This is a genomic window from Dysosmobacter sp. (assembly GCF_052306735.1).
Lineage (GTDB): Bacteria > Bacillota > Clostridia > Oscillospirales > Oscillospiraceae > Oscillibacter.
Genome location: NZ_DAWBAJ010000001.1, coordinates 80340 through 94041, shown reverse-complemented (window position 1 = coordinate 94041; position 13702 = coordinate 80340). Strand labels below are relative to the sequence as shown.

Annotated in this window: 11 protein-coding genes; 4 read left to right on the top strand and 7 right to left on the bottom strand. The window is 60.5% G+C overall.

The features are described 5' to 3' along the window. Positions 1 to 29 precede the first annotated feature (29 nt). The 7 genes from ACT67G_RS00475 to ACT67G_RS00445 all read right to left on the bottom strand — a co-directional run bounded on the left by ACT67G_RS00475 (position 30) and on the right by ACT67G_RS00445 (position 8110). Positions 30 to 1079, bottom strand: a complete 1050-nt coding sequence (locus ACT67G_RS00475; RefSeq protein WP_326215479.1) for a BMP family protein — start codon at positions 1077 to 1079, stop codon at positions 30 to 32. 73 nt (positions 1080 to 1152) lie between these two features. Then, positions 1153 to 2085 carry an ABC transporter permease gene (locus ACT67G_RS00470; protein WP_325245015.1) on the bottom strand — a complete coding sequence of 311 codons (933 nt, stop codon included), beginning with the start codon at positions 2083 to 2085 and terminating at the stop codon, positions 1153 to 1155. Between the two features lie 2 nt (positions 2086 to 2087). Next, positions 2088 to 3143, bottom strand: a complete 1056-nt coding sequence (locus ACT67G_RS00465) for an ABC transporter permease (RefSeq protein ID WP_325245017.1) — start codon at positions 3141 to 3143, stop codon at positions 2088 to 2090. A gap of 15 nt (positions 3144 to 3158) precedes the next feature. Then, the gene (locus tag ACT67G_RS00460; RefSeq protein ID WP_325245019.1) at positions 3159 to 4667 is read right to left on the bottom strand and encodes an ABC transporter ATP-binding protein; all 1509 of its coding nucleotides are present in this window, start codon (positions 4665 to 4667) and stop codon (positions 3159 to 3161) included. A 197-nt stretch (positions 4668 to 4864) separates the two neighbouring features. Further along, a complete protein-coding gene (locus tag ACT67G_RS00455) occupies positions 4865 to 5893 on the bottom strand; it encodes a TRAP transporter substrate-binding protein (RefSeq protein WP_443662611.1) in 1029 nt (342 codons plus the stop codon). Between the two features lie 46 nt (positions 5894 to 5939). Continuing rightward, positions 5940 to 6656, bottom strand: a complete 717-nt coding sequence (locus tag ACT67G_RS00450; RefSeq protein ID WP_325245023.1) for a response regulator transcription factor — start codon at positions 6654 to 6656, stop codon at positions 5940 to 5942. Further along, positions 6653 to 8110, bottom strand: coding sequence for a histidine kinase (locus ACT67G_RS00445; protein WP_443662610.1), 1458 nt, complete (start codon positions 8108 to 8110; stop codon positions 6653 to 6655). Before ACT67G_RS00445 ends, ACT67G_RS00450 begins: the two co-directional genes overlap by 4 nt. Positions 8111 to 8521: 411 nt before the next feature. Here ACT67G_RS00445 and ACT67G_RS00440 point away from each other — a divergent pair, with 411 nt between their 5' ends. The 4 genes from ACT67G_RS00440 to ACT67G_RS00425 all read left to right on the top strand — a co-directional run bounded on the left by ACT67G_RS00440 (position 8522) and on the right by ACT67G_RS00425 (position 13662). Beyond that, positions 8522 to 9559: an endonuclease/exonuclease/phosphatase family protein gene (locus ACT67G_RS00440; protein ID WP_443662609.1), complete on the top strand. Its 1038-nt coding sequence runs from the start codon at positions 8522 to 8524 to the stop codon at positions 9557 to 9559. Positions 9560 to 9623: 64 nt separating this feature from the next. Continuing rightward, positions 9624 to 10706, top strand: coding sequence for an ABC transporter substrate-binding protein (locus ACT67G_RS00435; protein WP_325245027.1), 1083 nt, complete (start codon positions 9624 to 9626; stop codon positions 10704 to 10706). Positions 10707 to 10795: 89 nt separating this feature from the next. Next, entirely contained in the window at positions 10796 to 12547 is a 1752-nt protein-coding gene (locus tag ACT67G_RS00430) for an ABC transporter permease (RefSeq protein WP_325245029.1), read from the top strand. Further along, entirely contained in the window at positions 12544 to 13662 is a 1119-nt protein-coding gene (locus ACT67G_RS00425; RefSeq protein WP_325245031.1) for an ABC transporter ATP-binding protein, read from the top strand. Before ACT67G_RS00430 ends, ACT67G_RS00425 begins: the two co-directional genes overlap by 4 nt. Positions 13663 to 13702: the final 40 nt, after the last annotated feature.

Below are 13702 nucleotides of genomic sequence, written 5' to 3'. Positions count from 1 at the left end.
CGCCTTTTGTGTCAGTGTGGGGAACTGCCTTACTGCATGAAGGTGCCTTCCACCATCTGATCGATGTAGGCCAGGTACTGATCCTGCACGTCAGCGGGCACCAGATCGCTGAGGCCGCCGGTGGACAGGGCGCCGTTCTGCAGCGTGCCGTAGATGACCTCGCCGCCGAAGGAGCCGTCCTGGACAGCCGTCATGCACAGGCCCACCAGAGAGGCGTTGTCGGTGACCTGGCTGCCGATGATGCACTCGTTCTGGCCCAGCAGGTCGGAGGGCTGGGCGATGTCGTACACCTTCACGGAGCCGCTGGCGGCGTTGGCCTCGTCGATGGCCTGACGGGCACCGGAGTCCACGGCGGAAGCGTCGCCGAAGAACACGTCGGCGCCCTGATCCATCATGGCCTTGGCAAACTCGATGCCCTTGTCGGTGGCGGAGAAGTCACCGGAGTACACGATGTCCAGAGCCTCCACGGTCTTGCCGGCCTGCTCGCCCACATAGGCGGCGGCTTCCTTGAAGCCCTCGTACTTGCCCAGGGTGGTGTCCAGCTCCATGCCGCCGATGAAGGCGATCTTGCCGGTCTGGGTCATGAGGCCGGCCAGAGCACCAGCGATCCAGCCGACCTGCTGGGCGTCGGGCAGCAGAGAGGTGACGTTGCCGTTGGTGGCCTGAGCGGGGGTATCCTCGCCGCCGTTGAGCAGGGCAAAAGCGATGTCGGGATACTCCTCAGCCGCCTGGAGCACGGCGTCGGTGTACTGGTTGCCGGGGGCATAGATCAGGTCGTAGCCCAGGTCGCAGTAGGAGACGATGGTGTCATAGTAAGCGGACTGGGCGATGCTGTCGGAATAGGCGGTCTCCCAGCCGTTGGCCTCTGCGGCATCGATCATGGCGTTGTAGCAGGACATGCCCCACCCGCCGTCGGAGATGCTGGAATCGCAGATCATAGCCACCTTGTAGGTCTTGCCGGAGTCGGCGCCGGTGTCATCACCGCCGTCTTCCGTAGTGGTGGTGGTCTCCGTCCCGCCGCAGGCGGCCAGGGACAGAACCATCGCAAGGGACAGAAGCAATGCAAAGATCTTTTTCATGTTCTTTCCTCCAAAGTCCATATCAGTGTTTACGCTTCTATTTGACAGCCGCCGGAGTGGCGGCGGATGCCCGTTAACGCTCCTCTTTGAGGTAGGGCTTGCCGGAGCTCTTGGGACCGGCTTTCTTCATGCCAATGAGAGCCAGCACCACCACGGTGGCGATGTAGGGGATCATCTGGAAGAACTGGTATGGGACGCCGAAGCTGCTGACCTGCAGGCGGATCTGCAGCGCGTCACAGAAGCCGAAGAACAGGCATGCCAGCAGCACACCGCCGCCGCTCCAGCGGCCGAAGATCACTGCCGCCAGGGCAATGAAGCCGCGGCCGGCCACATTGCCGTCCACATAGGTGTTGGCGTAGCAGGTGGTGAGGTAGGCACCGCCGATGCCCGCCAGGGCGCCGCAGATGACACAGGCCACATACTTGACGCCGATGACATTGATGCCCAGGGTGGCGGCAGCCTTGGGATACTCACCCACGGCCTTGAAGTTCAGGCCGGATCTGGTCTTGTTGAAGTAGATGGCGGTGAAAATCACCAGGCCGTAGGCCAGATACACCATGGGGGTCTGATCCAGCAGCAGCTGCACCAGGAAATTGTCGGAGGTGATGCCCAGGCTGTTGGAGAGCGTGCTCATCAGCTCCACCTGCACCAGCTCGCTGCCGGCGCCGAAGTAGACCCGGTAGATGAACGCTGCCAGGGCCGGGGCGAAGATGTTGATGGCCATGCCGTAGACGATCTGCTCGGCGCACAGGGTGACGGTAGCGTAGGCGAAGATCATGTTCACCAGGATACCCACCAGGGCACCGGCGGCCACGCCCAGCATGGGGCTGCCGGTAATGAGGCTCACCAGGAAGCCCACCAGGGAGCCGATGGAAGCCAGGCCCTCCAGGCCGATGTGAACCAGGCCCGCCCGCTGGGAGTAAAGCTCTGCCAGGGACAGGAAGATCAGAGGTGTTGCCATGCGGATGCTGGCCAGGATCAGATTCGAGATAAATGCCCAATCCATATTCACGCAACCTCCTTTTTCGCAAACATGCGGCCCATGGCGGCTTTAAATCCAGGCAGCTTCACCATGGCAAGACCCGCCACAGTGAACACGATTACCAGGGCCTGGATGATGTCGGAGACGCTGGTGGGGACGCCGGTGGCCGCCTGCATGGTGGTGGAGCCCACCCGCAGCGCCGCAAAGAAGATGGCGACCAGAATGGTGGCCAGGGGGTGGAGCTGTGCGATGAGGGCCATGGCCACGCCGTCAAAGCCGTAGCCGCTGGCAAAGCCATTGATGAGGCGGTACTGGGTACCCAGCAGCTCGGCGCTGCCGCCCAGGCCCGCGATGACGCCGGAGATGACGAAGCTGAAGAGAATGTAGCGCTTGACGGCAAAGCCGTTAAACTCCGCCGCCGTCATGTTGAGGCCCACCGCCCGCAGCTGGAAGCCCTTGGAGGTGTAGAAGAGGAAGTAGTAGATGAGAAGGCCCACCACGATGGCGATGACGAAGGCGGTGGTGGCTCGCAGGCCGAAGATCCGGCTGAGCTTCACGGAGTCCGGAACGGAAATGGTCTGGGGGACGCTGCCGTCCCGCAGCCAGTTGGTGTACACCACGCCCATGAAAAGGGTGGCCACGTAGTTGAGCATGATGGAGATAATCATCTCGTTCTGGCCCCGGTAGACCTTCAAAAGGCCGGGGATCAAAGCCCAGATGCCGCCGGCCAGGACGCCGGCCAGCAGGCACAAGATTACGCCGGGGACGCCGCCCACGCCGCTGAGGGTGGCCACGTAGCAGCAGGCCACGGAGCCGATGATGAACTGCCCCTCGCCGCCCAGGTTGAAGACGCCGCAGCGGTAGGCAAAGCAGGCGCACAGGCTAGTGAAGATCAGAGGCGTTGCCCGGGAGAGGGTGGTGCCCACGTTGCGCAGGTTGCCGAAAGCGCCGATCCACAGAGACTGGAGCGCCGTCAGGGGATTGGCTCCCAGCACCGCCATGATGATGCAGCCGATGATGAAGGCCAGCAGCACAGAGATGAGGGGTACCAGAAGAGCGATGATGCGGTTGCTGTTTTTCATGTTCCGTCTCCCTCCTTACTTGCCGGCCATAGCCAGGCTGATCTCGGAAATGGGCGGGTTCTTGCCGGGGAACACACCCATGACCTGGCCTTCAAACATCACCACGATGCGGTCGGAGACCTCCAGGATTTCGTCAAAGTCCGCGGAGATCAGCAGTACGCCGCAGCCCTTTTCCCGGGCCTGGATCATGGTGTCGTGGACGAAGCGGGTGGCGCCGATATCCAGGCCCCGGGTGGGGTGAACCGCCACCAGCAGGTCGGGATCGCCCTCCAGCTCCCGGGCCAGGATGACCTTTTGCTGGTTTCCGCCGGAGAGATTGCGGGCCTCCTGCTCGATGGAGGCACAGCGGATGTCGTACTTCTCCTGCATTTTCAGGGCGTAGTCCCGAATGGCCTTCTTTTTGAGGAAGAAGCCCTTGGCGTGGGAGAACTGGGGCGTGTCCGTGGACTTGAGGACGATGTTGTCCTTGACGGACATGTTGCCGATGAGGCCCATCTTGTTGCGGTCCTCAGGAATGTGGGAGACGCTTTCCAGAATGAAGCCGTTGGGGGTGAACTGGGCCACTTGGGAGCCCTTGAGATCCACCTCGCCGGCGTCCGGGGTCAGCACGCCGGTGACCACCTGCGCCAGCTGGCTCTGGCCGTTGCCGTCCACGCCGGCGATGCCCACGATCTCGCCCCGGCCCACGGTCAGGGAGACGCCGTTGAGGCCGGAGTGCTTGGACTCCTTGTGGTAGTCCACGTTGGTGAGGGCCACCACGGGCTCGCCGGGGTGCTCCACCTTTTCATAATGGGAGGGAGCCAGCTCCCGGCCGATCATCAGGTTGGCCAGCTCTTCGCCGTTGGTGGCGTCCCGGTCCAGGGTACATACCGTTTCACCGGAGCGCAGAATGGTGATGCGGTCGGAGATGCGCAGCACCTCCCGCATTTTATGGCTGATGAAGATGATGCTTTTGCCCTCGCTGGTGAGCTTGTGCATGATGTCGAAGAGGCCTTCCACCTCGATGTCCGTCAGGGCGGCGGAGGGCTCGTCCAGTACCAGCAGCTCCGCGCCCCGGTAGAGGGCCTTGAGGATCTCCACCCGCTGCTGGGCACCCACGGCAATGTCGGTGATGGGCTTGTCCAGCTCCACGTCCAGGCCGTAGCGCTCCGAGAGCTCCAGGATCTCCTTTTTCCGGGCCTCCTTGTTGATGAAGATGCCCTTGGCGTTGCGGTCGCCCAGAATGATGTTCTCAAAGACCGTCATGGCCTCCACCAGCATGAAGTGCTGGTGCACCATGCCGATGCCCAGCTTTACCGCCTGGGCGGGGGAGTCAATGCGGACTTTTTTGCCGTGGAGATAGATGTTGCCTTCCGTGGGCTGGTAGAGGCCAAAGAGCACATTCATCAGCGTGCTTTTTCCGGCGCCGTTTTCGCCCAGCAGGGTATGTACCTCGCCCTTGCGTACATCCAGATTGATGTTCCGGTTGGCGTAGACATCCCCAAAACGCTTGGTGATGTGTTCCATGCGCAGAATTTCTTCCATCAGGCCGGCTCCTTTCCTTTCAGGTTCCGTAATGCGCAAACCATTGGGAGTGCACAAAATTTTACATCTCTATCATACAGAAACACGGGAGTAAAGTCAAGAAAGAGGCTTGTCAATGGTCCGTTAAGGGGGAGAAGGCAAAAGCGTCCGGCTGCCTGAAAAACAGGCAGCCGGACGCAGATGAAAACCATGAAGATTCAGCCAAGAGCCTGGACGCGCGCCACAATGGCCGCCTGCTCTTCATTCAAAAAAGAGTCGTACATGGGGGCCACGGCGTCCTTGAACTGCTGGAGTTCGTCGTCGGTGAGGGTGGTAAGGATGCAGCCTTTTTCCCGGGCAATCTCGGCATTTTTGGCCTCGGATTCCTCCCAGGCGTCACGGTGCCAGATCTCCGCCTCTCCGGCGCAGTCAAAGATGATCTGCTGGTCCTGGGGGGAGAGCTTGTCCATGGTCTGCTTGGAGGCCAGGATCATGTCGGGCATGAAGGAGTGGTTGTCATAAGTCCAGTAGGGAGCCACCTCCCAGAAGGACATCTCGATATAGGAGGTCATGTTGTTCTCGGCACCGTCCACCATGCCGGTCTGGATGGCGGAATAGGTGCTGTTGAAGGGCAGGCCCACACCGGTAACTCCCAGGCATTCCATCATGTTGAGCATCAGATCGGACTCGGAGACCCGGATCCTCATACCGGAAATGTCTGCGGGGGTGCGGATCTCTTTCCTGGCGTTGAAGAAGCAGCGGAAACCGGGGTGCAGATAGGTGATACCCACCAGGCCGTTGTCCCGGAACGTATCAAAGACCTCCTGGCCGATCTCCCCGTCCAGAACCCGGAAAAGATGGTCCACATCGGTATATTCATAGGGCATCTGCAGCGCGTTCATCAGCGGCGCAAATTCGGCGGAGACACCGGAGGACACGCGGGTGAAGTCCACCCCTCCGAACTGGCACTGCTCGATGGTGGAGCGCTCATCGCCCAACTCGCCGTCAAAATGACACTCGATGGTGATACGGCCGTCGGTCCGCTCCGCCACCAGATCGGCAAACATCTGGCAGGCCTGGCTGGTGATATGCTGGGCATTGTGGCTGTTGGCCAGTCGCAGGACCACATGGTCCGTATCGGTCTGGGCCCCGGTCCCCGCGGAGGACTCCTGGTCGGGAGCCAGTGCACAGGCGGCCAGGATCAGCGGTACCAGCGCAGCGGAGAGGAGGGCTATGACTTTCTTCATCTTGACACCTCAAATCAATCGTGGAAAAAAGCCGGGAAGCAGCAGATCAACTGTCCGGCTGCTGCCGGCTGCGGTATACGGAGGGGGTGCAGCCCACAGCCCGCTTGAAGACCTTGGTAAAGTAGTTGGAGTCTCCGTACCCCACAGAGCGGCCCACCTCACTGACAGGCATCTCCGTGGAGAGCAGGCACTTTTTGGCCATCTCGATGCGGTAGAGGGTAAAGAACTCCAGAAAGGTTTTCCCGGTGGCGGATTTCACCTGCCTGGAAAAATAAAACGGGCTCATTCCCATGCTCTCCGCGGCTTCCTCCAGGGTCACGTCCTGAGTGTAATGGCTGCGGATCCACACGGACAGAGCCGCTTCAAAGGAGGATGCGCCCCGGGAGGCCTCCGGGGAGACCTTGAAAAATTTCTGCACCAGCTCCCGCAGCTCCGCGTCTGCCGGAGGCTTGAGCAGGTAGTCCTCCCCTCCGGAGCGCATGGCCCCCACGGCATAGTCAAAGCGGTCATAGGCGGTGAGAAATACGATGTGGGTCTGGGGCAGCTGCTGCTTGATGACGGCGGCGGCCTCCAGGCCGTTTTTGTGGGGCATTTCAATGTCCATGAGGATCAGCTGGGGCTCCACCTGCCGGGCCTTGAGGATCGCCTCATTGCCGTCACAGGCGGTCTCGATCAGGGACTGCTCTCCCAGGATCTCCCGCAGGCGGGAAGCCAGGGCTGTCCGGCTGCGGACCTCATCTTCCGCAATCAGGATCTTGATCATGCTGTGTGCTCCTTTACTGTGATGCGGGCAGTGGTGCCCAATCCGGGAATGCTGAATACGTCCAGCCGTCCGCCGGAGAGCTCCATGCGCTCGGCAATATTCTGCAGGCCCACGGATCGGTGCTCCTTCTGCCGGGGACGGTGTTTGGGGTCAAATCCGCAGCCGTTGTCCGTGACGGTGACGCAGATCCCGCCCCGCCGTCCCCGGCGGACCCGGACGCGGATGTGTCCGCCCTGGGTGCGCTGCTTAAGCCCGTGGAGAATGGCGTTTTCCACCAAGGGCTGGAGAATGAATTTGGGGACTGTGCAGGTTTCCAGAGACAGATCCGGAGAGAGAATCTCCATCTTGATACGGCCGGCATAGCGGGTCTCCTGCAGCTCCATATAGTCCCGCAGCAGCTGGATTTCCCGGCCCAGCGTCACCGTCCGCTCGTCGCTTTCCAGGGAGTAGCGGAAAAAGCTGGAAAGGCGGAGAATGAGATCTTCGGAGAGGGGAGCTCCCTCCTCCCGGGCCAGAGCGGCAATGGTGCTGAGGGTGTTGAAGAGGAAGTGGGGGTTGATCTGGCTTTGCAGCTGGGCAAAGCGCCCCTCCTGCAGGGCCCGCTGCATCTGGGCGGCCTGCTGTTCCGTCTCCCGCAGATGCTTTTCCATTTCCGACTGGTGTTCCAGGGCTTGGATGGTGGTGTGGATCTGGGATTGCATGAGATTAAAGCTCTGGGCGGTGGTGCCCAGCTCATCCTGGCCGCAGACAGGCAGGGGAGGGGCGTCATAGCGCCCCGCACCGATCTCCGCGGCGGCCCGGCTGAGTTCCATCAAGGGACGCAGGATGCTGCGGGCAAAGACCGTCAGCACCAAAAACAGCAGCAGGGATGCGCAGAACATGTACAGCACAAAGATCCGCATGCTGTGCAGATTGGCATCCTCTGCCTGCTGATATTGGGCGCTGCCCTGGGCCATCCGGGTGTAGAGCAGCTCCCGGGCGTATCCGTCTATGTAGGCAGACTGTGTTTTTAAGGAGAGATACGCTTGGATGAACTCCGGCGTCTGTTTATCCAGGGTCAGAAAACGGGCTTGGGCTGTGCGGTAGGTCTCCATGGCGTTGCCGATGGCGTGCCGCAGGGCGTTTTCGGCCTGACTGGCCTGACTGCTCCACTGGGGGCCCAGCATGGCCAGGTGCTGGTCTGTCTGGTTGATGCACCTGCGGTAGTGCTCGCCTGCGTCCAGGGAGGGACGGATGTAGGCTTCCAGCCATACGTTTTCCTCGGAATAGGCATCCAGGAAGCCGGTGACGTCGCTGTAATCGTTCATAATGACATGGGATTTGCGGCTGAAAGACTGAAACTGAATCAGCACCAGCGCCACCAGAATCCACATGACGGCCAGCATGACTCCCACCAAAAAGAAGCTTTTGGCCCGGATGGACAGATTGTGCCACTTGTTCAGCAGACTGTTCAAAAAGATCCCCCCGCATCCTCCTGCCGCCGGATCGGCGGTAAACTGCTTTATCTAAAGTTTAACATAGCCGGTCCAAATCCTCAATGCCCAGTGGGGCGGAAAGAATCCAAAGCAGGGGAAAAAGGCTGCCCGCAGAATGAAAGCGCAGACATTTGCATTTTTGCTTGCATTTCACGCCTTTTCTGGTATAATCAATTTTAACAGAAAAGAAAGCTGTTTTTCGATTTTTTTGGATTGTTTGACCAAAAACCGCTTGAAGAATCCAGAAACTGGATGAAAAAAACGAGGAAAAGGGAGCAGGAAATGGATTTCCCCCTGTGAAATGCTTTCAAAGCAGCAGGCAAAATGCAGGAATTCCGTTCCCGGCAATCCGCCTTGACGGCGAAGCAGCGAAAGGAGTGGCGGGGAAACATGGAGGGGATCATCCTGGAGGAGCGCAAGCGCCTGGGCGCTTTGCTGGATACCCATACCCAGGCGGAGGTCATGGAGAAGATCCCGCAGTTTTGGAGGGCGGAGACAGACAATTTCCTCGCCCCGCCGGAGCGGGTGCCGCCGCATTTGGGGGTCCTGATGTTCAACATGGAGCGGGGCGTCCATTTGGAGGAGATCCGGGAGTTTTTGCAGGACTGCCCGGCCATCCGGCCCTTCGACCTGATCCTGGCCAATGAGCTGGACGACGGGTGTGCCCGTTCCGGCAACCGCAATACCGCCCGGGAGCTGGCGGAGGCCCTGGGGCTCAACTATGCCTGGGGGCTGGAATTCATCGAGCTGGTGAATGATGAAAACGCCAAGGGCTTTCACGGCAACGCTGTGTTTTCCCGCTGGCCCATCCGCCGGGCAGGGGTCATCCGGCTGCCGGAGCAGTACAACTGGTACTTTGACCGGCAAAAGCGCATCGGCGGACGTCTGGCGGTTTTTGCCCAGCTGGAGGTGGGGGGCGCGCCGCTGGGCGTGGTGTCCATCCACCTGGAAAACCGCACAGACGGCCCGGGCCGCCAGGTCCAGATGCGGACCATTCTGGAGGCGGTGCGCCGGGAGCTGCCGGATATGCCCCTGATCCTGGGCGGGGATCTGAATACCAACACCTTCGACGGACGGGACAAGGAGGATATCGGCGCCATTGCTGCCAGCCCCGATCTGCGCCGGCGCTGTCTGGAGGGTGTGTTTGATTACGAACCCCTGCTGCCCATGGCGGCGGCGGACGGCTACCACATCGTGCCCCGGGAGCCCCGCATGACCCGGCGCAAACCCCTGCCGGGGGGAGACTTCCTCCCGCTGCGGCTGGACTGGATTTTGCTCAAGGGCGTCCGGGCGGAGAAGAGCTATATGGTTTCCACGGCACGGGAGGATTTCACCTTTGCCCGGCCCGGCGGGGCTCTGGCGCGGTTTGAAGGCGCCGAGCTTTCCGACCACAACGCCATCTGGGCCCTGTGCAGCCTGGAAAAATAAGACGGTATCCTGATCCATGCTTGCATGGAAAATGATAAATTCAAGGAAGAAAAGAGGTAAAGACATGAAAAAGAACACCAAGCGTTTCCTCTGCGCGCTGCTCTCCGGCGTGATGATGCTGGGGCTGCTCACCGCCTGCGGCGGATCCGACACCGGCGGATCCGGATCCGAAGGATCCGGCGGCGAAGAGACCTCCGGCAGCGGTGAACTGACAGTATACACCGCTTTCCCCGAATCCGAGGTAGCCTACTACTTCAATGCCTTTGAAGAGGCTACCGGCATCAAGGTCAACGCTCTGCGCCTCTCTGCCGGCGAGATGCTGACCCGTGTGGCCGCTGAGAAGGAGAATCCCCAGGCGGCGCTGATGTTCGGCGGTTCTACGGATAACTACATCGCCGCCGTGGATCAGGGGCTGCTGGAACCCTATCAGTCCCCGGAACTGAGCAATACCCCGGAGACCTACATCGACCCCACCGGTACCTGGAACCCCATCTATGTGGGCGCCATTGCCTTTGCCTGCAACAAGGAGTGGTTCGCCGACAAGGGCTACGACTATCCCACCAGCTGGGACGACCTGCTGGATCCCAAGTATGAGGGCCAGATCATCATGGCCCACCCCGCCACCTCCGGCACTGCCTATACCGTGCTGGCCACGCTGATCCAGCTCAAGGGCGAGGACGCTGTGTGGGATTACCTCAAGGAACTGGATAAGAACATGTCCCAGTACACCAAGTCCGGCGCCGCTGCCCCCAACGCCGTGGCCCTGGGCGAGGCTGCCATTGCGCTGACCTTCTCTCACGACGGCCTCCAGCCCACCACCGAGGGCTATCCCATTGAGCTGAGCTTCCCCTCTGACGGCACCGGCTACGAGGTGGGCGCCATGGCCCTCATCAAGGGCGGCCCCGCCGACCAGCAGGAGAACGCCAAGAAGTTCATCGATTTCATGTGCTCCACGGACGGTCAGAACCTGTACGCGGAGAACAACTCCTTCCGCGTCCCCACCAATACCAAGTCCACCGTGGCCGAGGGCCTGGTGACCCTGGATTCCGTGGCCGTCATCGACTATGACGCCGTTTGGGCTGCGGAGAACAAGACCACCTTCACCGAGCAGTTCGAGGCCAATATCGCCGGCGCGCCTGCGGAGTAAGCCTGTCCACAAACATTTGACGGCCTTCCCCCCATACGGGGGGAAGGCCCCTTTCCAAGTGAAATCCATGACACCCAGGAGGAACGCAAATGGCAAAATCTTCCGGTTCGGGCGGTAAAAGCGCCGCCCGTTTGAAAAAGCGGAATGAGACGAAGATGATCCTGCGCCAGCCTGTTCTGCTGCTGGCTGTGGTGGCTACCATTGTGCTGCTGGTGCTGTTTGTCATCTACCCGCTGGGCAAAGTCCTGCTTTTCAGCCTGACGGATGAGGCGGGGAACTTCTCCCTGGCCCCCATGCAGGAACTGTTTGCCTCGTCCCGGTATCTCAAGACCTTTGGCAGGACCATGGCACTGGGTGTGGTGGTGGCGGTGATCGCCACCTTCATCGGCTATGTGTTCGCCTTTACCATCACCCGTACCAATGTGCCCTGCAAGGGCTTTCTCAAGACCATCGCCACGCTGCCCATTTTGTCCCCGCCCTTCATTTTGTCGCTGTCCATCATCTTCCTCTTCGGCAAACAGGGCCTCATCACCAAGAGCCTGCTGGGGATCACCGACAACAATGTCTACGGCATGGGCAGCCTGATCGTGGTGCAGGTTATCAGCTTTTTCCCCATTGCCTACATGACCCTCTCCGGCATCCTCTCCTCCATTGACGCCTCGGTGGAGGATGCCGCCTGCAACATGGGCGCCAGCCGCTGGCACACCTTCTGGACGGTGACCTTCCCGCTGTCTCTGCCGGGCATCATCTCCGGGTGCCTGCTGGTGTTCATCCAGTCTCTGGAGGACTTCTCCAATCCCGCCACCATCGGCGGCGATTTTACCACCCTCTCGGTGGAGGTCTACCAGATCATCAACGGTACATACGACATGCGCAAGGGCTCCGTGCTGGCACTTTTGATGCTGGTGCCCGCCATGGTGGCCTTTTTGCTCAATAAATACTGGGTCAACAAAAAGAGTTTCGTCACCGTCACCGGCAAGCCCACCCAGGCCCGCAAGATGATGGATGAGCCCCACATCAAGTGGCCGCTGTTTATTTTCTGCATGCTGGTGGCCGCCGTGATCATCCTCTTCTACGGCACGGTGGTCTTCGGCTCCTTTGTCCAGACCTGGGGCTATAACTACACCCTGACCCTCAGCCAGTATGCCAAGGCCCTGGAGCAGGGCTGGGACAGCCTGCAGAACTCCATGGTCCTGGGCCTCATTGCCGCACTGCTGGGCGGCCTTTTGGGTATGGTCATCGCCTATATCACCGCCAAGCGCAATTACTACGGCAAGCGGTTCATTGAAGTGTCCTCCGTACTGATGTTCGCCGTTCCCGGCACCGTGCTGGGTATCGCCTACATCCTGGCCTTCAACACCAAGCCGCTGGTGCTCACCGGTACGGCCACCATCCTGGTGATCGTGTTCGTGTTCCGCAACATGCCGGTGGCCATTGAGTCCGGCACCACCACGCTGCTGCAGATCGACAACTCCATTGAGGAGGCCTCCACCATTCTGGGCGCCGGCAGCGGATATTCTTTCCGCCGCATCACCCTGCCTATGCTGCGCAATGCCTTCTTCTCCGGCATCGTGTACTCCTTCGTGAAGGCCATTACTGCCGTCAGCGCCGTGATCTTCCTGGTTTCGCCCAGATGGAACCTGGTCACCAGCAAGATCTACACGCTCTTTGACCAGGCCAAATACTCCCAGGCGGCGGCCTTCGTCACCATGATGGTGGTGATCCTGCTGGTGTTCATCGGCATCTTTAACGGCCTCATCAACCTGCTGCTGGCCCCCCGCTCCAAAGTGCCCAAGGGCAGCAAGGCAGCGACTTTCAAGAAAGCGGAGGAAACGAAATGAGCAATCAACAGGAAAAGCTGGGCTTCAGCAAGAAAAGCTCCGGCGTTGTTTTAAAGGATGTCACCAAGATCTTCCAGCAGCCGGACACCGGCAAGGATTTTGTGGCGGTGGACCACATCAATCTCAACATCCACGACGGCGAGATGGTGACGCTGCTGGGCCCCTCCGGCTGCGGCAAGACCACCACGCTGCGGATGATCTCCGGGTTTGAGTATCCCACCAGCGGAAACGTGTTCATCGGGGAGCGGGATGTGGCGAAAGTCCCTCCCAACAAGCGGGGCATCTCCATGGTGTTCCAGAGCTACGCATTGTTCCCCCACCTGAATATCTGGGAGAATATCGCCTACGGCCTGAAAGTGGCCAAGTGCTCCCAGGAGGAAGTGATCCGCCGCACCGACGCAGTAGTGGAGATGATGCAGCTGACAGGCTTTGAGCGCCGCTTCCCCAACCAGCTCTCCGGCGGTCAGCAGCAGCGGGTGGCCCTGGCCCGGGCCGTGGTCATCGAGCCCAGCGTGCTGCTCTTTGACGAGCCCCTCTCCAACCTGGATGCCAAGCTCCGGGAGAGCATGCGGGATGAGCTGCGGGCCCTGCAAAAGCGCCTGGGCATCACCTCGCTGTATGTCACCCATGACCAGTCGGAGGCCATGGCCATTTCCGATCGGGTGGTCATCATGAAGGACGGCGTCATCTGCCAGGAGGGGTCTCCTGCGGAGATCTACGAGCAGCCTAACAGCCGCTTCGTGGCCAACTTCATCGGCAAGGCCAATTTCATCGATGGCACATTCCGTGGGCTGGACGGCCAGGCGGCCCTGGTGGAGGTGGGGGGAAAGACCATCTCCATCCCGGCTCCCGGCAGGATGGCTGGGGTGCAGAAGGACGGCCCGTGCTGCCTGGCAGTACGGCCGGAGTCCATCCTCCTCTCCGCCCAGGAGGGCCAGCTGCCCGGCCGGGTGTCCCGGGCCACTTACTACGGCGCCAAGGTGGAGTATGAGGTGATGCTGGGAGACCAGCCCATTATTGTGGAGGTCTACAATCCCCAGCTGACGGAGCGCTTCGCCGAGGGCGATGAGGTCCACATGACCCTCATCGACCGCTGTGTGCGGGTCTTGGCGTAAATCAGGATACCAATAGGAAAAGGAGCCCACGGCAATTTGC